We start from the raw sequence: 20,925 nt of genomic DNA on the forward strand, positions 1-20,925 counted from the left end.
TAGAAAGGAATATGTTTTAGTGCGAGTTCAAAAAGGAGAATAAAAAGGACCAAGAAGTTCAAGGCGTCATTTTTACCGGCTTTTTTTTGAACAACCTCTTTTAGGAAGGAAATTTAGATTATGACCAATATATGTTTAATAAGACATGGTGAAACAGACTGGAATTCATTAGGAAAGATACAAGGAAAAACTGATATACCATTAAATGAAAATGGTATAAAGCAAGCAAAGAACTGCCGTGATCATTTAAAAGGTACAGATTGGGACTTAATTGTGACAAGTCCATTAAAAAGAGCCAAAAAAACAGCAACAATTATTAACGAAGCGTTGGAACTGCCTCTTGTGGAAATGGAAGAGTTTATGGAAAGAAGCTTTGGGGATGCTGAAGGGAAAACGAGAGAAGAAAGAGAAAGACTATATCCTGATTTACAATATCCTAATCAAGAGTCTCGTTCTGATTTAATTAATCGAATAATGTGTGGACTAGAAAAGGTAGTAGAGGAGTATCCTGAAAAAAATGTATTATTAGTTGCCCATGGAGCAGTTATTCATACACTTCTTAATACGTTATCCGAAAACCAAATAACACTGGATAATACGTATTTAATGAATGCTTGTCTTAGTAATATCCATTATAAGGATAGCAAATGGACAGTTAGTGATTATAATTTAGTGGACCACCTTTCGTAAAAAAAGATACATAACAATGGGGGATGAGGCAAATGGCAAAGAACTATGGTGCATATATGGATCAAGAATTAAGAATGGGAGCAATAGGCGAGGGGAAATTAAATAAACTGCGCTTTGCTGTAAAAGATGTGTTCGATCTTGAAGGACATATTTCTTCAGCAGGAAATCCTGATTGGCTGAAAACACATGAAGCCGCTACTAAAACGGCTCCGGCTGTTATTAGGCTATTGCAAAATGGTGCGAATTTAGAAGGCACTACAATAACAGATGAACTAATGTATAGTTTAAATGGGGAAAACTATCATTATGGAACGCCAGTAAATCCAAAGGATCCTCGAAGAATTCCAGGTGGTTCTTCATGTGGATCTGCTGTCACTGCTGCAGCTGGATTATCTGATTTTTCTATTGGAACAGATACAGGTGGTTCTGTACGAATTCCGTCATCCTATTGCGGATTATTTGGCATTCGTCCTACGCACGGGTTGGTACCAATAGACGGCGTTATTCCACTTGCAAAAAGTTTTGATACTGTTGGATGGATGGCGAAAAAAGCAGAAGTTCTTCTGGAAGTTGGGAATGTACTAATTGATAAAAAAGAAAAGGAGCAAAAGCCTTTTTCTCATTTTTTGCTTCCAAAAGATGCTTGGGAATTAACGGATGAAAAAGTGAAGGAAGTGTTAGAAGCACATCTAAAAGGTGTAATAGAAAATCCAACTTCGATTCTCCTTGCAGAAGAAGGCTTGCAAGAATGGAAAGAAATCTTCCGTGTTATTCAGGCAAATGAAATATGGGAAGAGCATGGTGAATGGATTAAAAAGGAAAATCCTGCATTTGGACCTGGTATTGCAGAGCGTTTTGACATGGCAAGTAAGGTAACAATCGAAGAAGTCGAGGCGTCTAGTAAAAAAAGAAGCATTATTCGAAATAAAATGGAAGAGCTGCTGCAAGATAATGGCATACTTGTTATTCCAACAGCACCTGATGTGGCACCTCTGTTAAATTTACCTACAGAAGATTTAGAAGTTCGTAGAAGCCAAACATTACAATTATGTTGTATCGCAGGTCTTTCGGGATTACCACAAGTAAATGTTCCAATTGCAGAATTGGAAGGAGCACCTATTGGATTATCCTTTATAGCAGGAAAAAACCAAGATTTAAAACTCTTACAATGGATTGCTGGTCAATTCAAAGGTTAGATGAAAGGATATTTGTAAAAAAGGCTAAAACACATTCATATGATATACGCATATAGTAAAGTATCCGTTAACTGCATTCGTGCTTAATTGGCCGGTCATACAGCGATTGTTCTTTTTTAATCATTTCTGTTAGCCTACTTGCATCCTTACAAGAAATACAATACAATAGGAAAAGATATAGGGAAAAACATGGAGAAGGAATAGTAAAGATGATTTTTTGCAATAGAGAGCTGACGGTTGGTGAAAGTCATGCCAAAAACATCTTGAACTCACCTTTGAGTTGTAAGTGTGAACTTAAAGTAATACTTGCCGTCCACCGCGTTAAGGTTAATGAAGCGAGTGAACTCAATTGTTCACTAATGTGGGTGGTACCGCGGGAGATCATACATAATACCTCTCGTCCCTATTTGGGATGAGAGGTTTTTTATTTTTGCAAAAAACATACGATACCTTTAAATATAGGAGGAAATAAGATGAGTTTTAATCATCAAGAAATAGAGAAAAAGTGGCAGAATCATTGGGAAAATAATAAAACATTTAAAACGAGTGAAGATAAAGGAAAGAAAAAGTTTTATGCATTAGATATGTTTCCATATCCATCAGGAGCAGGATTGCACGTTGGACATCCAGAGGGATATACTGCAACAGATATCCTTTCTCGTATGAAAAGAATGCAGGATTTTAATGTATTACATCCAATGGGATGGGATGCATTTGGACTGCCAGCTGAGCAATATGCTTTAGATACAGGTAATCATCCAGCTGCTTTTACAGAAAAGAATATTAATACGTTTAGACGCCAAATTAAATTTTTAGGGTTTTCTTATGATTGGGATCGTGAAATTAATACAACGGATCCAGAATATTATAAATGGACACAATGGATTTTCTTGCAGTTATTTGAAAAAGGATTGGCTTATGTTGATGAAGTGGCAGTAAACTGGTGTCCTGCATTAGGAACGGTACTTGCAAATGAAGAAGTAATAGATGGAAAAAGTGAACGCGGAGGACATCCTGTTGAAAGACGTCCAATGAAACAATGGATGTTAAAAATTACAGCGTATGCTGACCGTTTAATTGAAGATTTAAATGAGGTAGACTGGCCGGAAAGCATCAAAGAAATGCAAAGAAACTGGATTGGCCGTTCAGAAGGTGCTGAAGTTGCTTTCCAAATCGACAATCATGCAGAAACATTTACGGTTTTTACGACAAGACCAGATACACTATTTGGGGCAACATATGCTGTTTTAGCTCCTGAACATGCTCTTGTGGAGAAAATTACGACAGAGCAGCAAAAAAATGCGGTAGATGATTATTTAGAAAAAATTAAAAGCAAAAGTGACTTGGAAAGAACAGATCTTGCAAAAGAAAAAACAGGTGTTTTCACAGGTGCTTATGCCATTAATCCAGTAAATGGGGAGAAATTGCCAATTTGGATTGCAGATTATGTACTAGTCAGTTACGGAACTGGCAGTATTATGGCAGTTCCTGCACACGATGAAAGAGACTATGAATTTGCCAAAACATTTGATCTTCCAATAAAAGAAGTAGTAGCAGGCGGAAATATAGAAAAAGAAGCCTTTACTGGTGAGGGAGAACATGTTAACTCTGATTTCTTGAATGGACTGAATAAAGAAGAAGCAATTACAAAGATGATTGCATGGTTAGAAGAAAAAGAAATTGGAACAAAAAAAGTGACGTACAGACTGCGCGATTGGTTATTTAGCCGTCAACGTTATTGGGGTGAGCCAATTCCAATTATCCACTGGGAAGATGGCACAATGACAGGTGTTCCAGTGGAAGAATTGCCATTAACACTTCCGGAAACATCAGAAATTAAACCATCTGGTACAGGTGAATCACCTCTTGCTAATATTACAGACTGGATAAATGTAGTTGATCCAGAGACAGGCAGAAAAGGCAGACGGGAAACAAATACAATGCCACAATGGGCTGGAAGCAGCTGGTATTATTTACGTTATATTGACCCAAATAACAGCGAAAAGATTGCAGACCCTGACAAAATTAAGGAATGGCTGCCTGTTGATATGTATATTGGTGGTGTCGAACATGCTGTGCTTCATTTACTGTATGCTCGTTTCTGGCATAAAGTACTTTATGATATAGGTGTTGTTCCAACAAAAGAACCTTTCCAAAAATTATTTAATCAAGGAATGATTTTAGGAGAGAACAATGAAAAAATGAGTAAATCAAAAGGAAATGTAGTTAATCCTGATGAGATTGTTGCTAGCCATGGTGCAGATACACTTCGTTTATATGAAATGTTCATGGGGCCACTTGATGCAGCTATTGCATGGTCAACAAATGGTCTTGATGGAGCAAGACGTTTCCTTGACCGCATTTGGCGATTAGTTATGAATGATGATGGAACATTGTCAGCTAAAATTGCTAATGTGGAAGAAGACAAAGCATTAGACAAAATCTATCATCAAACCGTAAAAAAAGTGACAGATGATTTCGAAGCACTAAGATTTAATACGGCTATTTCTCAATTAATGGTCTTTATTAATGAATGTTATAAAGCAAATACCTTGCCAAAAGTATATATGGAAGGATTTGTGAAATTACTTTCACCAATTTGTCCTCATATTGCAGAAGAACTTTGGGAGAAGTTAACAGGGGTGTCTGCTACTATTGCGTATGAAGCTTGGCCAGCATATGATGAAGCAAAATTAGTCGATGATGAAGTTGAAATTGTCATCCAAATCAACGGAAAAGTTAAAGCAAAATTAATGGTTCCAGCTGACGCAAATAAAGAAGTGTTAGAACAAATTGCAATGGAAGATGTGCAAGTAAAGGAACAAATTGATGGTAAAACGGTTCGTAAGGTCATTACAGTTCCTGGAAAATTAGTGAATATAGTAGCAAACTAATATTTTTTTTAAAGGAAAGGTTCAACATGGGTAGAGATACCATTGTTGAACCTTTTTTCCGTTTTTTGTGCAGGAATCGTTCCATTTGCATCTTCTAACGGTTTGCTCTATATTACAAGTGAATAGAATATTTACACAATGAAAATGAAACTTATTATGATAAATAGATGGGGGAATAAGATGTTAGAAATAAAAGAACTAACCACAGAAGAATTAGAGCAGAAATTAAAAAACGAAGAAAAAGTGGAGCTAGTAGACGTTCGAGAAGATGAGGAAGTAGCAGAAGGAATCATTCCAGGTGCAAAACATATTAGAATGAATGATATTCCAACAAACTTAGACTATTTTTCTAAAGAGAAAGAATATATTTTTATTTGCCGATCAGGAAAAAGAAGTGAAAATGTATGTTATTATTTGCAAGAACAAGGCTTTCAAGTGGTGAATTTACTTGGTGGCATGCTTGACTGGAAAGGGAATACGATATAAATAGCGAGTAGCTCTTCTTTGTGAAATCAAAGGAGGGCTTTTTTTTATTTGTAAAGCAAATCTTCTCTCCTTATAAATAAGGAGGATTAGGCAATAATAACATTACTAACTAATAGTGAGGATCGAGGATCTTATATGCTGCTAGTATTATTTATTCTTCTCATTACGATTTATATTTGGGTGAAAATAAAAAAAGAGGGAAATATTGCGGAGATAGAAATTTCTTTACTTTGTTTGTTTACTATCGTTCTTCTGTTGCAGTCCACTATTATATTTAGTGAGAATTTGCATTATCTAAGATTATCTAAGAAATGGCCAGCAGTTATTAGTTTTTCTTTAGTAGAATTTATGACAATCCCGCTTTTTTTTGTTTATTTTTTACGAGTGAAGAAAGGTCATGCACATATTTTAATCATGGTTATCTTGTGTCTTGGAGGACAATTTCTATTTCATTATATGGCTATTTTTACATTAAAAGAAGGAATTATCTTAGAATCTATTTTTTATTGGATTCTGTTTATTGTTCTTTTTAAAGGCTGGGCAAAGCTAATAGAAAGAATCTTAAAAAAGGAGCTGAAAAACTCTGCTTAGATTACCGGAGAATTTCAATTTAAATGAGTGGTTTATTTTGACTACAGGAATTCTGTTGCTTTTTTTCTATTTCAAGTTGAAAAATCCATTTCCATTAAGCATAAGGATTTGTATTTTTTTATTGTTTACGTTATTAGGTTCAGGAGCAGACTGGTTTTTAGCATCCGGTTATATTATCGATCTTTATGATACAGTTGATCATAGTGAATTTGAGTTAAGCGATATAATAATTTATGCTCTTCATTATCCTCTTTTTGGTTACTTTTTTATTCGATATATATGTTTACACCGTCTAGAAGGAAAAAGAATTGTTTTATTTATTATAAATTGGTCGGTTCTTAGTGCTGTTATAGAGTTTTTAGCTCATTTAGCTGGAATTTTTCATTATAAAGGCTGGAATGCAGTATATTCTTTTTTCGCCTATTTACTTGTTTTTTCTTTTGCTTATCTATTTTTAAAAAATAGGATGATTTCGTATCGATCAGAAATAAATTCAGATTGGAAGATGAATAGTGATTGAATAGTCTGAAGTTTGTCTATGCTTGTACTAAATAATCATTTTCTCAAAGGGAGCAGGATAAAAATGATCAAAGTAAAACTATTCGATCAAGAGCATGAGAAGGATTTAGAATTAGAAATGAACAAGTTTTTAGCGAAGATAGAGGAAAAGAAATTAATTGATATTAAGTATAATGTTGCAGCAATGCAGGAGGAAGAGGATGATCAGATCTATTGTTTTTCTTCAATGGTAATATATAGAAGCTGAGCGTAAAAATGTCGCTCGAGCTTCTATACGATGAATCACGATCATTTCCTAGTTGCTGCTGCGAATAAGGCTGCATTAACACCAGCTAATCGTCCTGTGACAAAAGCAGAGGTAATATTATATCCACCGGTGTATCCATGAATATCTAATATTTCTCCACAAAAATATAATCCCTCTCTTAGCTTGGATTCCATTGTTTTAGGGTGTATTTCTTTAATTGAAACGCCTCCACCAGTAACAAATGCTTTTTCTAATGGCAGTGTACCATTTACATTAAAGGAGAATGCTTTGCAATAGGAAGCGAATTGTTTTAATTTTTCTAAAGAGATGGTAGCTCCTTGTGCGGAAGGATCAATTTGTGCTAGTTCGAACAAATATAATAAATATCGTTCTGCCAAAAAGCCTTTTAACGTATTTTTTATCGCTTTTTTGGAATCAGTTGTAATCATCTTTTTAATCATTTCCAAAAGTTGATCTTCCTTTATATCTGGAAAGGAATCAATAGACACAGTTGCCTCTGATAAATTCCATTTTTTTAATGCCTTTACAACAAATTGACTGCAGCGCAGCACGGCAGGTCCGCTTATGCCAAAATGGGTAAAAATCATATCCATTTGATGAGTAATAATAGCTTTGCCTTTTGGATTTAATACACTTAATGCAACATTTCTCAACGATAAACCTTGAAGAATTTTTTTCTTTATAAATGGTTCATTGGACGTTAACGGAACTTCAGTTGGAAATAAATCAGTAATCGTATGCCCAGCTTTTTTTGCCCAAGCATAACCATCACCTGTTGAGCCCGTATGAGGAACTGATTTTCCACCAACGGCAATGATTAACGAGGTACATGTTTCTGTACTTCCATTTTCTAAGACAACTGTTTTTATAAAATCCTCCTGAAAATGAATTGTTTTAACCGGAGTATTTGTTTTTTTAGTAACTTGAAGTCGATTCAGTTCATTTAATAACGCATCAACAACAGATTGTGCTTTATTGGATACAGGAAACATTCTTCCATGATCTTCTTCTTTCAGTTCTATGCCAAGATTTTCAAAAAAGGCAATGATATCTTCGTTATTAAAAAGCGAGAAGCCACTATAAAGAAATCTGCCGTTCCCAGGAATATGCTTAATAATATCTTCAACTGGCAAGCGGTTCGTAACATTACATCTGCCGCCACCGGAAATAGCAAGCTTTCTGCCAAGCTTGTCCCCTTTATCAATTAGTAACACTTTTTTTTTCTTTTCAGCTGCTCCAATCGCGGCCATCAATCCAGATGGACCACCGCCGATTACAATTACATCGTAATGCATTTATTATTCAACTCTCTTTTTTATGATTTTCTATTATACAAAGTAGCGTTTCTTAACAAGAAAGAGTACACTACTAATAGTGTGTCAACTTGTCCAAAAAACGTTTAACCACTTCAACATGAAGTGCCCTATTCTTAATTTGTCTAAAAAGATTCATGAAATCTTCTTAAAATTAGGTGTGTAATAGTGTCTTTTCATGTTAAAATACTTTGTTATGTTAGCAATTATTAGCAGTTTTACTATATTTAGCAGTTCATTATAAACGAAACATCTATTCTTAGTAAAGTTTGATTTATAAAAATAAGTAAGCATAGCTGTTGAGCTTAGATCAGCTTTTATGCCTGTATAAAAAAATCTTGCTTCTTTTAGAACAAGGAAACCATTTTTCTTCAGGTTTATTAGCAAAAGGCTTGCGCTTACTTTTAGAGATCCATTTAAGGAAGGGATTTTATGTCATCAAAATTGTTAAGAGGTACATTTATTCTAACATTAGGAACGATTATATCAAAAGCGCTGGGATTATTTTATGTTATCCCATTTAATATGATTGTCGGTACACAAGGTACAGCTTTATATCAATATTCTTATGTAGTTTATTCTATTGTAATTAGTATTGCAACAGCAGGTATTCCATTGGCTATCAGCAAATTTATCTCAAAATATAATGCAATGGGGGAATATGCTCTAGGAAGACGGTTGTTTAAATCTGGTTTGCTTGTTATGTCATGCACTGGTTTTTGTGCTTTTTTACTAGTCTATTTTATAGCACCATATTTGGCAGATATTATTATCCCAGATGATGATATAGTTTCTACTGTGGAAGAAGTCACTACCGTTATTCGAGCTGTTAGTTTTGCATTAATTGTAGTTCCGTTTATGAGCTTAATTAGAGGTTTCTTTCAAGGACATGAATCCATGGGGCCTTCTGCAGTTTCGCAAGTGGTAGAACAAATTGTTAGAATCATCTTTTTGTTAGGTGGCGCAGCAATTGTTATCTATGTTTTAAAAGGAAAATTGCTCACCGCCGTAAGTATTGCAACATTTGCGGCATTTGTAGGTGCTCTTGGCGGATTAGCAGTTCTTTTATGGTATTGGAAAAAACGAAAAGGAAATTTAGATCAGCTATTATTACAAGACAAGGGACAATTAGCAGATGTTTCTTTGCCGTCTATGTATAAGGAAATTCTAATTTCAGCAGCTCCTTTTGTTTTTGTCGGAATAGCTAATCCTCTATTTCAGCTAGTTGATACTACTACTTTTAATTTAGCAATGGCTAAAGTTGGATTGAGCACTATTTCAGAAACGGCGTTAACTATTTTTAATTACCAAACACATAAAATCGTGATTATTCCTGTCTCGTTGGCAACTGCTTTTTCATTAGCTTTAGTGCCGATGATTACGAAAGCATTTGTTAAGGAAGATCAATTGAATGTTAACTATAATTTGGATCAAACATTTCAAGTATTATTATTTATTACACTTCCAGCAGTCATCGGATTATCTGTGTTAGCAGAGCCAGTTTACCGATTATTTTATGGAACAGCTAACTTGCAACTAGGGACTGAAATATTAAGAATGTATTCACCGGTGGCTATTTTATTTTCCCTTTATGCAGTAACAGCTGCCATTTTACAAGGTATTAATGAACAACGATTTACTATTCTTAGTTTATTAGTAGGTATATTAGTCAAGCTAAGCTTAAATATTCCACTTATTGAAAAATGGGAAGCAATGGGTGCTATCACAGCAACTGCATTAGGCTATACAGTATCCATTATCATTAATCTAGCTGTTATTAAAGTGTATGCTAATTATTCTTTTAAATTAGTGTTTAGAAGATGTGTACTTATTCTAGGGTTTACCGTAATTATGCTTATTGGATCAGAATTGGTTTATAAGCTGTTAACACTGTTTTTATCAACTAAATCGGTTGCCGCCTCTTTTATCATTGTGATTATAACAGGGGTCATCGGAGCAATTTTATATGCTTATTTAGCATATCGGACAAAATTAATTTATATTCTATTTGGAGATCGAGCAGTACGCATTAAACAAAAATTGAGACTTCCCTTTTAAAAGTGAGACCACCATAAATAAAAATTCGTACCATGGCACATGAAAAGAAGCAGTTTCTCTAAGTTTATGGTTAGTTGAAGCAGGGAGAAGCCGGAATACACGAAGACTCCTATGGGATTTGCGGGATAGGCGAGAAGATAGCAGGAGTTTACTCCGAGGAGGCTCAAGCGTAGCCCCATGGAAAGCCAAGTGTATTCCGGCTGCGGACCCATTGAAAGAAATAAACCCTTTTTTCAAAGTAGTCTTTATGGAAAATAAGTTAGGTTGTGAAAATGATGAGAATTGATAAAATGTTAGCAAATCTTGGTTATGGCAGCAGAAAAGAAGCAAAGATGCTGCTGAAAAGCAAAGCAGTGAAGATAAATGATGTAATCGTAAAAGATGCTAAGCAACAAGTGGACCCTTCCAAAGATGTTGTTACCCTATACGGGGACATAGTAGAATATAAAGAATTTATCTATTTAATGATGAATAAACCACCTGGCGTCATCTCCGCTACAGAAGATACAAGAGAAGAGACGGTTATTGATCTTCTACAAATAGAAGATGCTGTGTATAACCCTTTTCCGGTCGGACGATTAGATAAAGATACAGAGGGACTTTTACTAATTACCAACGATGGAAAGTTGTCACATCGGCTTTTGTCTCCCAAAAAACATGTCCCTAAAACATATTTTGCCGTTATTAAAGGAGAAGTAACAGAAGCAGATATAATCGATTTTAAAAAAGGCGTTGTATTAGATGATGGCTATGTGACTAAACCAGGAGAGTTAAAAATTGTAAAAGCTGGAGAAACATCCGATATTGAATTGACCATTTCAGAAGGGAAATTTCATCAAGTGAAAAGAATGTTTGAAAGTGTTGACAAAAAAGTAATGTACTTAAAAAGAATCTCGATGGGACCTTTGCCTCTAGATGAATCATTAGAATTAGGAGAATATAGGGAACTAACAGATGAAGAAATTCTTCTTTTACAAACATATGAAGTAAACTAAAACGTCTCATTTTTTATGAGCGTTTTTTTAAAAAGGTAAGAAAGATAAATTTCATGTGAACATTTTTCTTCAGAGCGGTTCAAGGCGCTTGCGTTTTTCTTTTGAAGGAAAGTGTAATTTTTCTGCTGGAGGCTGAGACATAATTAAATAGATAATAGGTAAAAGCGAACATTCTCTAATTTAGCACGTTAATGGTTGCTTCCCTCTACTGGTTATTTATTTTTTTCATATAGTTAAGTATATAAACTATGTTGTTTCATTGCGCTACAGACACTCGCTTTCCTCTATTTCCCGTAGGAGTCGAGTGTCCTTCGCTCCATTCCACTTCGTTTTTAAAGACTATTTTCTAAAAACCTAATTCTTTTACCAAGAAAAAAATGAAAAGATCGAAAAATGGAGCAGCCTGCATACACATAGACTCCTGTGGGATTAGCGAGACAGCTGAGACCGAGCGACCGAGCCTAGGTTGCCATATATAGTGGGTGGAATTCCCACCGAGAAAGAACTAGCCATTCACTCGTAGCGAGTCTTGGAGGGCAAGGGGAAACCCTTGCTTTTAAGCGTAGACAGCGAGGTAATGGGCCGTAAGCCAAATGGTTGAAGGGATGGAGCTCCGAAATCTGCATACAAGAGGGCTGATGTGCTGGTCTCTACAGAAAGCAATATTTCTATTTTCGTAAAATGGCGAGAAAACAGAAACCTCTTCGGAGTCGGTGACCTCGGCACGTTATACATCGATATATGGTAGCAACTCGGGAGATCCTGTTTAGTCTTTCTAGATGAATAGAGAGTATGGCGAACCAAGCGATAAAAAGCAAGCAAGCCAAACGCTGACAGGAAGTCGGATAGCTGCGTAGTACCAATGAAATCGGGTAATTCTGATGGAGGAAAGGCAGCTACCCTATTATTGCCCTTTTGGGGAAACATTTACTATACACAGAGATAGGTGAAGAAATGGAAACAAAACTAATAAGGATAGCAGAAGTAGCGAAATCTCAACCAAAAATGAAGTTTACATCACTCACACACTTATTGAACGAGTCGTCACTGAAACAGTGTCATAATGAATTACCAAACAGAAAAGCACCTGGCATACACCAGACCACCAAAGAAGAATACGAGCTAGAGTTGGAAACAAACATTTCTGATTTAGTAAGACGTATGAAGCAGAAAAGTTATCGACCAGTTCCAGTTCGGAGAACCTATATAGGCAAACCAGGAACAAACAAGAAAAGACCATTAGGTATTCCTGAACATGAAGATAAAATAGTGCAACGTGGATTAGCGAAAATCTTAAATGCCATCTATGAACAGGATTTCTTGGATAGTTCCTTTGGTTTTCGTCCAAAACGTAACTGTCATGATGCGCTGAAAATACTGAATGTGTATATCAATGATAGATATACCAACTATATTGTCGACGCCGATATCAAAGGGTTCTTTGATAATGTGGATCATGCATGGATGATGGAGTTTCTGAAACACCGAATAAATGATCCGAATCTTTTGAGACTGATAGCTAGGTTCTTAAAAGGTGGATATATGGAAGAGGGAAAGCAGTATAAAACGGAGACAGGAACGCCACAGGGTGGCATTATTTCTCCTATCCTAGCCAATATATACCTCCATTATGTGCTGGATTTATGGTTTGAGAAGGTGGTAAGAAAACAATGTAAGGGGCAAGCGTATATCGTTAGATACGCAGATGACTTTGTCTGTTGTTTTCAAGTAAAAGAAGACGCGCAAGCATTCTATCAAGCATTGATTCAACGCTTGAAGAAGTTCCATCTCGAAGTAGCAGAGGATAAAACGAAAATCATTCCATTTGGTCGGTTTGCGGAAAAAGACTGCAAAAGAAACGGAGGAGGAAAACCTCCTACGTTCGATTTCCTAGGATTTACACACTATTGTAGCAAAAGTAAATCAGGAAAATTTCGAGTGAAACTCAAATCAAGCAGGAAGAAAATGCGAGCCAAGCTCAAGGAAAAGAAAGAATGGTTGAAAGCGAATCGAACCACTAATATCCATGAAATAAAAAGTAGACTAGACCGTTCCTTAGTTGGCTACTACAACTATTATGGTGTAACGGACAACATAAGGCAAGTGAGTAATTTCAAAGATAGAGTGAGAAGACTATTCTACAAATGGATGAATAGACGAAGTCAAAAGAAGTCATTCAACTGGGAGAAGTTTACTCTCTTTCTAGAGAGATTCCCATTTCCAGAGCCAAGAATAAAGGTCAATATATTCGAACGTAAAAAAGAGATTTCTTACATTCTGTAAAAGATAATAGGGAAGAGCCGTGTGCGGTAGTTCCGCACGCACGGTTCGTGGAGGGGCAGCGGAGCACAATCCAACATGGAGAGGCTCCCGTCTACTCGACCTGCAGGCCAAGGGCCGAAGCGGCTCAGTGCGAGCCCCACGGAAAGCGAAGTGTATGCAGGCTGCGGGTGATTACCACAAACCTTCTTTTTTACATGAATAAAAAACCCAAACCATGATACGGAATTTTTTTTACATCCTCGTATCATGGTTCGAGTTTATCTTCGGCTAGAATACTTATGTCCCAGCTTCTCGTACTTTTTAGTCTTTTGACATGTTTTTTTAATAATTGTCATTTTTTTGTAACCATTTTTCTTTTCTATCCTTTATACTTAAATAAAGAATAGTTATAGAAAGTGTGGCAGCAAGATGAAAAACCCAAAAAAAAGAACAGAAAGACTGCAAATCTATAGTATTAGCATTCTATTTATCACTTTAGTAAGTGTTTTCTTATGGAATATAATGGCAGAAAGAACAGCGGGAAGTACAAGAAAACAAGTGAGTATATTACAGGAAAAACAAATATATCATCCCCCCTTGCAAAAAGATAATCCTCTGATTCAAAAAAAGAAGCAAGAGAGAGAAGAACAATTGAAAGCGAAGCAAGAAGCAGAAGACATGGGGAAAAAAATCGTTTATTTAACATTTGATGATGGTCCGAGTGGTGCATCATCTTCCATATTAGAACAACTTCAAAATTATGATGCGAAAGCAACCTTTTTTTATTTAGAGCCAAATATGGAAAAATATAAAACTATTGTAAAAGAAGCATATAAGCATGGTCATTCTATTGGACTGCATGGTGTTACGCATGATGTGAAACAAGTATATGCTACGAGTAGTTCTGTCGTAAATGAAATGGAAAAAACAAATGAAGAATTGGAGCAAATTATTCATCAAAAAAGCATGCTTATTCGAACACCTTATGGAAGTAAACCATACATGAATGAAGAATATCTAAATAAAGTGAAAAAAGCTGGTTATATTTTATGGGATTGGAATATAGATAGCCGCGATTGGTATTATGGAGATAAAAGATATGTAACGGATACAATTAATCAATTAAAACATGTTAATCACAGTAAAGTTGTTATTTTATTGCATGATCGCCAAACGACAGCTCAATACTTAGGGTTGCTGCTGCAATATTTACAAAAAGAAGACTATGAGTTTAGAGCGATAAACGAAGAATTGATACCAGTGCATTTTTAAAAACGAAATTCAAAAAAGTCATTTATCACTTTCTATAGGAAAAAAACTTATGAATGATAAAAGTAAAGAAAAAGTTTTACTTTAAAGTCCAGGCTGAACGAATGTTTTTCCTTACAGCATGTATAGTGTTTGTTTACTATGTGAAAATGAATCTGTCTCTGCCAGTTTCCCACAAAAAAAACGCCCATCCATCTCATTGGGCGTTTTTTTGTGGGAAATTGTATACATTATTTGTTAATAAGAATCAAAATTCATTTTCTTCTAAACAGAAGTTTTTACTACTAAATGGTCTAACATGTTCATATCACTATTTCAGGAAGTCATTTTAACTTTTTTTCTAGTTGTTGTCCATTTTCCACGACTAGGGCTTTGCACTAAGTCATTATAAGCTAATACATTCAAATCTCTTTGAATCGTTCGAGGAGTAATACCAAATTCCTCTACTAGCTCTTGTGTTGTTACAGTTCCACGCTTACTAATAAACATGTAGACGGATTTGATACGGTTTAACATCCGGTTAGTTGAAGGTTTCAATAAACCACTCCCTATCCTTTTTTCAAACCTTTGGCAAATTCCTACGACCGACAGCTTATTTGAAGATTAATCTCCAAGCGTATGTAATTTTCTTTTCCACAGACAACTCCTTCTCAACTGTTTAATAGTGAACAATATAGTATGAAGTCAAACCTCTTATAAATATTGTACCCCTATTTTACGATTAATTCTACAACAATTGCTGAAATTTACAAAATATTTGATTTATATTGTCTATATATACCACCTCCTGTTTGTTTCTTAACATTCTTATGGTACATACTATGGGATTTAGAGTGGATTTATGCAAATAGTCGGAAATTTTGTATATTGTTCTGGAAAGTATGTTTAAAAATTCCTTTAATTGAAAAGTTGTTTCCTATATAATCAGAATGACTTAACAGAGGGGGATTATTTTTTGGATACATTTAGAAAAGATGATTTGGTTTATAAGAAGGAAAATATATATTTCGCTATTATTCTATTAATTAGTATAACTGGCTATATTTTTCTTTTGATTTCCATTATCGGAATCGTGATAATCCTGCTATTAGCAGCATTATCTTTGTTCCTTCATGGAATTATGATGGGTGGAATTAGAAGAAACGGAGTAAAATTAAGTGAAAATCAATTTCCGAATCTTTATGGAAAGGCAGTTAAGACGGCAAATGATTTAGGTTTAAAAAAAATGCCGGATATTTATATATTAGAATCTGAAGGGCTTCTAAATGCTTTTGCTACAAAATTTTTCAGGAGAAATATGGTAGTCTTATATTCCTCTATCTTTGACTGTATAGAAAAAGATGCAGAGGAGGAGGTATTGTTTGTTCTTGCGCATGAGTTTACGCATTTAAAGAGAAAGCATGTTCAAATGGGCTTTTTTGTTTTACCTGCTTTATGGATACCCTTTTTAGGAAATGCTTATTTGCGTGCGTGTGAATATACTTGTGACCGAACTGCTGCCTATTATATACAATCATATGAGGCAGCAAAAAACGCGTTAACGATGCTTGCAATTGGCCCTAACATGTATAAAAAGGTAAATAAGCAAGTATATATGGAGCAATTAGAGAAAGAAACCGGCTTTTTTGTATGGTTTCATGAAAAGCTATCGACTCATCCTCATTTACCTAAACGGATATATAGCATAGAAAGCTTTTATAATCATGAACAAGGACAAGTATTAAAAGAGTCGAAGAAAGGGGTTTGGAGAGGCATTATTATCCTAGTGATCGTTTTGCTTCTATTTATTGCTATAGTGGCTGGTGCTTTACAGCAGATAGAGAAATTACATGCTTTTTCTTGGTTTAATGATAATGAAGCTTTCGTTGAGGAGACAGAAACTCCAGATTATCATGAAATTGTAGAAAGTGGAGCGGTAAATGAACTAGATATAGACGGAGCTACCCCATTGCATTATGCGGTAAATTCATTTGATGCAGATGCTGTTCAGTATCTACTAGAAAATGGTGCAAACCCTAATATACAAGATGAATATTTGGACAGTACACCATTACATGATGCTGTATATAATTATGACGGGGATACAGAGATTATTAGTCTTTTATTAGAAAATGGTGCGGATATAAAGGTAGAAGATGTCGATGGCTTCAGTGCACTTGATTATGCAAAAGAAACTGGGGACAGCAAATTAATACAATTATTAAACAGTAAGTAGATAAAAATTTATAAAAGAAAAGCTGCCAAACAGAGTTTTCTCTCTATTAGGCAGCTTTTCTCTTCCTATTTATTAAAATAATCTTCTATAAATTTTCGATGGCTTTGAACCATTTTATGAGGCATATTATCAAAAGAAAAATATGCTAAGTCAGTTGCTTCCTCTTTATTTATCTGGATGGAACCTTCGTATTTAGTAGTGTAATAGGCTGTGGTCACAGAATAAAATGGGTCTCCATTTGCAGCGACACTATAATATTGTTTCCCAGAGTAAACGTTGATTAATTGTAAGTCGGATACAGTCAACCCTGTTTCTTCATAAACCTCTCTTACTGCTGTTTCCTCTGTTGACTCCCCAGGCTCCATCAATCCTCCAGGAAGACCCCAAACTCCTTCTGGATGTGTTCGCTGCTGTAAGAGGATGTTCTTTTTTGCATCTAATAGAATAACAACAGAACCGACAAGAATAACGGGCATTTTCCCGATTAAGTTCCTTAATTGTTTAATATAATCCAATATAGTCATCCTTTCTTCTCTCTTTTCATATTTTACATGAAAAGCAACAAGAAGACTCGTACATAGTTGAGAATTCTGAAAGGTTCAAGCTCTTTATTATAAAAATTGGAAAATATAAAAACTTTTTCAAGCGTGATTCGTATAAAAGTAAGGGAGGGGAAAATATGGATGTACTTAAAGTGGAACTAAAGAACGCAGGCTACGAAGGAAATAAAAATATTATTCATACGATAGAGTTTACGCTGAAAAAAGGAGAACTAATAGGATTAATCGGATCCAATGGTGCTGGAAAAAGTACAACAATTAAAGGCATACTTGGCATATTGCCAAATAGGAAAGGAGACGTAAAAATAACAGAAGGCCATACATATAGCTATATTCCAGAAAGACCGGTATTCTATGATGAACTAACATTATGGGAGCATTTAGATTTTATTGCAGCAGTTGAACGATTAGAGGAAAAGCAATATCGAATAGATGCAGAACGATTGGTAAAAAAGTTTTCTCTCCATGAACATATTCATCAGTTTCCGCAGACTTTTTCAAAAGGGATGCAGCAAAAAGCGATGCTCGTACTTGCATTTATCAGCAAGCCGGATATTTATATTATTGACGAACCTTTTATGGGATTAGATCCAATGGCAATGAAGTTATTATTGAATTATATTCAGGAGGAAAAAACCAGGGGAGCTGGCATTATTATGTCTACACATGAGCTGGACACAGCTGAGAAAATCTGTGATCGTTTTCTGGTGATGCACCATGGCACATTGGTTGCAAAGGGAACAATAGAGGATTTTAGAGAAGAGTGCGGCTGGAACGAGGCTTCGTTATTTGATTGTTTTCATCATATTGTAGGAGAACTGGATAATGAATAGTTTTACGCTTTTTTCTACTCGTCTTATCCAAAACTGCCGTTATCAATACAATGTGATAAAAAAGGTTTTGGATTGGACAGTTCTCGTATATCTTGTTCTTCCTGCGGTTGTTATTTTTTCTTTTATCTACAGAGGCTGGTGGCATACTCCGCCTTTATGGATGGAAAGTATTTCGTTCTCTTTCGTTTCTTTGTTTTTTTATTGTTTTTGTTGGATAGGTCGAATTCATACATTTGTACTAGAGGCAGATAAAGTCTTTTTAATAAAAAAATATTCTCTTTTTAATAGGATGAAAAAATGGGGTTATCTTTATTCGATTTTTAAGCATATAAGTGGAATAGCAGTCTTAACGAGTTTAGCTCTCCCTTATTTATTTCTTGTTTGTCATTGGAGTGTGGGACAAATTGTTCAACTTTTTTTCGCTTTGTATAGCTTAAAGTTATGGATCATTCTCTTTAAGTTTTTTCTTTTAGAATGGAACAATAAATTTTTGAAAAGCGGCTGTCGAGTTGTTTTATTTTGTATCGGGATCTTTATTTGGTTTTTGCTGCTTTCAGATAAGCCATTTATTCCTCTTCTCCTATTAATGATGTTCATTTTTCATCCAATGGTGTATTTTTATAAAATAAAAACAAGAAGTTCCTTTGATCAAATGATGATAGAGGAGAAAAAAGCGAAATTATCCTCTACTTCCCTGATTTTACAGCTTTCCATGCAGGTGGAGAAGCCTTCGTACTCTATGAGGGAAAAACCTTTATTTAATCGAAAATCTAGAAGGATCTTTCATAAAAGAACAGGAGTAACTGGGTTTTTAGAATTGTTTATAAAAGTATTTATTCGCAATTCTTCTTATTGGAGCAGTTATATTCGAATAATCGCTGTGACCACAACTGCCATCATTTTTCTTCCAACAATGTGGTTGAAATTCATACTATTTATAATATTAGCAGTTTTTTTATCGATTTGGTCTCATGCCGTTTGGGTAAAGATAATGAATACAACGCATATTTTTGATTTATATAAAAAAGACGTTAGTTATAACCAGGCTAAAAAATGGGCAATAAATTTATTAACTGGTTTGGCAATAGGTATTGTGTGCTTTAATTTTTATCTTCATCTTTTCTTTTTCCCATTCAGTCGTTAGCATTTTAGTGAAAGAAATAATATGGGAATTCTTGTACGTTTGAGTCGATTGACTCTTGAATTGGCTTTTATTTTTCTTAGGAAACGTTTTGTGGTATGTTTTTTATGTTGATGCTATTTTTAGGAAGATAGCCTTTAGAGGAGGATACAATGGATACAATCGATTGGTCACAAGAAGTGTTAAACCGCAAAGATCATTTAATAAAAGACCTACAAGGATTATTACAAATAAAAAGTGTTTTGGACGAAGAAAATGGATCAGAAGATGCACCACTAGGAATCGGAGTAAAAGAAGCACTCACCTATATGCTTTCATTAGGTGAAAAAGATGGGTTTGAAGTAAAAAATGTGAAAAATCTTGCTGGGCATTTGCAATTTGGAGCAGGAGAAGAAAGCATTGGGATTCTTTGTCATGTTGATGTTGTTCCAGAAGGAGATGGGTGGACAAGTGATCCATTTGGCGCTGAAATAAGGGATGGTAAAATATTCGCTAGAGGTGCATTGGATGATAAGGGACCAACAATGGCAGCATATTATGCAATGAAAATTGTAAAAGAAATGAATATTCCATTAAACAAAGAAGTACGAATGATTATTGGAACAGATGAAGAAAGTGAATGGCGCTGTGTAGATACATATTTTCAAGAGGAAAAAATGCCAACAATGGGATTTGCACCAGATGCAGATTTCCCTATTATTTATGCTGAAAAGGGAATTTCAGATTTTGATATTGTTCAAGTTCGGGAAAAGGGAAATTTGGAAAAGGAAGCATTGGTAGAAATAGTTTCCTTTCGTGCTGGCCGAAGATATAATATGGTTCCAGATTATGCGAAAGCTGTTCTGCAAGTGAAAAGTGAACAGGAAGTTATCCAGCGTTTTCATGATTACTTAGCGCAAGCGAATGTAACAGGGCGTTATATCATAGATAAAGGCAATTTAGTATTGGAGCTAGATGGAATTTCCGCACATGGTTTAGAGCCTGATAATGGAGTAAATGCAGGCTTAAAACTAGCATCATTTCTAGCGCAATTATCCCTTGATGAAAAGGCGATCCCATTTTTCACTCTTTTATCTGATTATTTTACACAAGAATCAAGAGGAAGAAAATTAGGAATTGCATATAAGGACGATATTACTGGTGACCTGACTATAAATGTTGGAAAAATGTTTTACACTAGTGAAGATGGTGGAAGGTTAGGTCTGACATTACGTTATCCAGTAACAAATGATATGGACAAAACAAAACAGCAATTAGATGAACTATTAGGAACCCATGGGTTTTTAATTGAAAACTTTTCGAATTCCAACCCTCACTATGTGGAGAAAGAATCGTCATTAATTCAAACATTAAGCAAAGTTTATATGGAGCAGACGGGTGAAAAAGCGGAGTTAATTTCGATTGGCGGAGGTACTTATGCCCGTTCATTAGAAAAAGGGGTGGCATTTGGTCCACTTTTTCCAGGGAGAGATGATATTGCTCATCAAAAAGATGAGTATATGTTTATTGATGATCTATTAAAAGCAACTGCTATTTACGCACAAGCGATATACGAATTAGCAAAATAAGAAGGAATACCAATATCCATCCTATTCAGGGGAAACAGTGAGAGATATAGATAGAAAGGTTTAGGGG

Annotated in this window: 18 protein-coding genes and 1 other annotated feature; of the genes, 15 read left to right on the forward strand and 3 right to left on the reverse strand. The window is 35.1% G+C overall.

Translation table 11 applies throughout. The annotated features are described in order from the left end of the window. The first annotated feature begins 120 nt into the window (after positions 1 to 120). From AC5LWL_RS07235 to AC5LWL_RS07265, 7 genes are all read left to right on the forward strand, one after another. The gene (locus AC5LWL_RS07235; RefSeq protein WP_493433679.1) at positions 121 to 690 is read left to right on the forward strand and encodes a histidine phosphatase family protein; all 570 of its coding nucleotides are present in this window, start codon (positions 121 to 123) and stop codon (positions 688 to 690) included. A gap of 32 nt (positions 691 to 722) precedes the next feature. After that, positions 723 to 1,886 carry an amidase gene (locus AC5LWL_RS07240; RefSeq protein WP_493433680.1) on the forward strand — a complete coding sequence of 388 codons (1,164 nt, stop codon included), beginning with the start codon at positions 723 to 725 and terminating at the stop codon, positions 1,884 to 1,886. Positions 1,887 to 2,067: 181 nt separating this feature from the next. After that, positions 2,068 to 2,294: a binding site (T-box leader), on the forward strand. A 65-nt stretch (positions 2,295 to 2,359) separates the two neighbouring features. Continuing rightward, positions 2,360 to 4,780, forward strand: coding sequence for a leucine--tRNA ligase (gene leuS / locus AC5LWL_RS07245; protein WP_493433681.1), 2,421 nt, complete (start codon positions 2,360 to 2,362; stop codon positions 4,778 to 4,780). A gap of 180 nt (positions 4,781 to 4,960) precedes the next feature. Then, a complete protein-coding gene (locus AC5LWL_RS07250) occupies positions 4,961 to 5,266 on the forward strand; it encodes a rhodanese-like domain-containing protein (RefSeq protein ID WP_493433682.1) in 306 nt (101 codons plus the stop codon). A 135-nt stretch (positions 5,267 to 5,401) separates the two neighbouring features. Continuing rightward, positions 5,402 to 5,857 (forward strand): hypothetical protein, encoded by a 456-nt coding sequence (locus AC5LWL_RS07255; protein WP_493433683.1) that lies wholly within the window; start codon positions 5,402 to 5,404, stop codon positions 5,855 to 5,857. A 121-nt stretch (positions 5,858 to 5,978) separates the two neighbouring features. After that, on the forward strand, positions 5,979 to 6,377 hold the full coding sequence (locus AC5LWL_RS07260) for a hypothetical protein (RefSeq protein ID WP_493433684.1): 399 nt from the start codon (positions 5,979 to 5,981) through the stop codon (positions 6,375 to 6,377). 63 nt (positions 6,378 to 6,440) lie between these two features. Then, entirely contained in the window at positions 6,441 to 6,623 is a 183-nt protein-coding gene (locus AC5LWL_RS07265; protein WP_493433685.1) for a sporulation protein Cse60, read from the forward strand. A 41-nt stretch (positions 6,624 to 6,664) separates the two neighbouring features. Here AC5LWL_RS07265 and AC5LWL_RS07270 read toward each other — a convergent pair whose 3' ends face one another. Beyond that, positions 6,665 to 7,939, reverse strand: a complete 1,275-nt coding sequence (locus tag AC5LWL_RS07270; protein ID WP_493433686.1) for a BaiN/RdsA family NAD(P)/FAD-dependent oxidoreductase — start codon at positions 7,937 to 7,939, stop codon at positions 6,665 to 6,667. A 450-nt stretch (positions 7,940 to 8,389) separates the two neighbouring features. Between AC5LWL_RS07270 and AC5LWL_RS07275 the strand changes: the two genes are divergently transcribed. The 4 genes from AC5LWL_RS07275 to AC5LWL_RS07290 all read left to right on the forward strand — a co-directional run bounded on the left by AC5LWL_RS07275 (position 8,390) and on the right by AC5LWL_RS07290 (position 14,544). Continuing rightward, on the forward strand, positions 8,390 to 10,015 hold the full coding sequence (locus tag AC5LWL_RS07275) for a putative polysaccharide biosynthesis protein (RefSeq protein WP_493433687.1): 1,626 nt from the start codon (positions 8,390 to 8,392) through the stop codon (positions 10,013 to 10,015). 275 nt (positions 10,016 to 10,290) lie between these two features. Beyond that, positions 10,291 to 11,010 carry a pseudouridine synthase gene (locus AC5LWL_RS07280; protein ID WP_493436560.1) on the forward strand — a complete coding sequence of 240 codons (720 nt, stop codon included), beginning with the start codon at positions 10,291 to 10,293 and terminating at the stop codon, positions 11,008 to 11,010. A 954-nt stretch (positions 11,011 to 11,964) separates the two neighbouring features. Then, on the forward strand, positions 11,965 to 13,293 hold the full coding sequence (ltrA, locus tag AC5LWL_RS07285; RefSeq protein ID WP_493433688.1) for a group II intron reverse transcriptase/maturase: 1,329 nt from the start codon (positions 11,965 to 11,967) through the stop codon (positions 13,291 to 13,293). A gap of 408 nt (positions 13,294 to 13,701) precedes the next feature. Further along, on the forward strand, positions 13,702 to 14,544 hold the full coding sequence (locus AC5LWL_RS07290; RefSeq protein WP_493433689.1) for a polysaccharide deacetylase family protein: 843 nt from the start codon (positions 13,702 to 13,704) through the stop codon (positions 14,542 to 14,544). 312 nt (positions 14,545 to 14,856) lie between these two features. On the opposite strand, the gene AC5LWL_RS07295 is transcribed toward AC5LWL_RS07290, so the two are convergent. Beyond that, entirely contained in the window at positions 14,857 to 15,078 is a 222-nt protein-coding gene (locus tag AC5LWL_RS07295; RefSeq protein WP_016202849.1) for a DeoR family transcriptional regulator, read from the reverse strand. Between the two features lie 418 nt (positions 15,079 to 15,496). On the opposite strand from AC5LWL_RS07295, the gene AC5LWL_RS07300 reads away from it, so the two are divergent. Beyond that, the gene (locus AC5LWL_RS07300; RefSeq protein WP_493433690.1) at positions 15,497 to 16,756 is read left to right on the forward strand and encodes a M48 family metallopeptidase; all 1,260 of its coding nucleotides are present in this window, start codon (positions 15,497 to 15,499) and stop codon (positions 16,754 to 16,756) included. 65 nt (positions 16,757 to 16,821) lie between these two features. Here AC5LWL_RS07300 and AC5LWL_RS07305 read toward each other — a convergent pair whose 3' ends face one another. Then, on the reverse strand, positions 16,822 to 17,271 hold the full coding sequence (locus AC5LWL_RS07305; RefSeq protein ID WP_493433691.1) for an NUDIX hydrolase: 450 nt from the start codon (positions 17,269 to 17,271) through the stop codon (positions 16,822 to 16,824). 164 nt (positions 17,272 to 17,435) lie between these two features. Between AC5LWL_RS07305 and AC5LWL_RS07310 the strand changes: the two genes are divergently transcribed. From AC5LWL_RS07310 to pepV, 3 genes are all read left to right on the forward strand, one after another. Continuing rightward, a complete protein-coding gene (locus tag AC5LWL_RS07310) occupies positions 17,436 to 18,149 on the forward strand; it encodes an ABC transporter ATP-binding protein (RefSeq protein WP_493433692.1) in 714 nt (237 codons plus the stop codon). Continuing rightward, entirely contained in the window at positions 18,142 to 19,293 is a 1,152-nt protein-coding gene (locus tag AC5LWL_RS07315) for an ABC transporter permease (RefSeq protein ID WP_493433693.1), read from the forward strand. Before AC5LWL_RS07310 ends, AC5LWL_RS07315 begins: the two co-directional genes overlap by 8 nt. Positions 19,294 to 19,442: 149 nt before the next feature. After that, positions 19,443 to 20,858: a dipeptidase PepV gene (pepV, locus tag AC5LWL_RS07320; RefSeq protein ID WP_493433694.1), complete on the forward strand. Its 1,416-nt coding sequence runs from the start codon at positions 19,443 to 19,445 to the stop codon at positions 20,856 to 20,858. The last annotated feature ends 67 nt before the right edge of the window (positions 20,859 to 20,925 follow it).

The sequence above is a fragment of the Niallia sp. WK069_GA_01 genome, assembly GCF_983173855.1.

Coding starts and splice junctions, on each gene's coding strand:
- AC5LWL_RS07265 (WP_493433685.1), top strand. CDS start 6,441: ATGATCAAAGTAAAACTATTCGATCAAGAGCATGAGAAGGATTTAGAA.
- leuS (WP_493433681.1), top strand. CDS start 2,360: ATGAGTTTTAATCATCAAGAAATAGAGAAAAAGTGGCAGAATCATTGG.
- AC5LWL_RS07275 (WP_493433687.1), top strand. CDS start 8,390: ATGTCATCAAAATTGTTAAGAGGTACATTTATTCTAACATTAGGAACG.
- AC5LWL_RS07240 (WP_493433680.1), top strand. CDS start 723: ATGGCAAAGAACTATGGTGCATATATGGATCAAGAATTAAGAATGGGA.
- AC5LWL_RS07250 (WP_493433682.1), top strand. CDS start 4,961: ATGTTAGAAATAAAAGAACTAACCACAGAAGAATTAGAGCAGAAATTA.
- AC5LWL_RS07235 (WP_493433679.1), top strand. CDS start 121: ATGACCAATATATGTTTAATAAGACATGGTGAAACAGACTGGAATTCA.
- AC5LWL_RS07315 (WP_493433693.1), top strand. CDS start 18,142: ATGAATAGTTTTACGCTTTTTTCTACTCGTCTTATCCAAAACTGCCGT.
- AC5LWL_RS07255 (WP_493433683.1), top strand. CDS start 5,402: ATGCTGCTAGTATTATTTATTCTTCTCATTACGATTTATATTTGGGTG.
- AC5LWL_RS07290 (WP_493433689.1), top strand. CDS start 13,702: ATGAAAAACCCAAAAAAAAGAACAGAAAGACTGCAAATCTATAGTATT.
- AC5LWL_RS07280 (WP_493436560.1), top strand. CDS start 10,291: ATGAGAATTGATAAAATGTTAGCAAATCTTGGTTATGGCAGCAGAAAA.
- AC5LWL_RS07270 (WP_493433686.1), bottom strand. CDS start 7,939: ATGCATTACGATGTAATTGTAATCGGCGGTGGTCCATCTGGATTGATG.
- ltrA (WP_493433688.1), top strand. CDS start 11,965: ATGGAAACAAAACTAATAAGGATAGCAGAAGTAGCGAAATCTCAACCA.
- pepV (WP_493433694.1), top strand. CDS start 19,443: ATGGATACAATCGATTGGTCACAAGAAGTGTTAAACCGCAAAGATCAT.
- AC5LWL_RS07310 (WP_493433692.1), top strand. CDS start 17,436: ATGGATGTACTTAAAGTGGAACTAAAGAACGCAGGCTACGAAGGAAAT.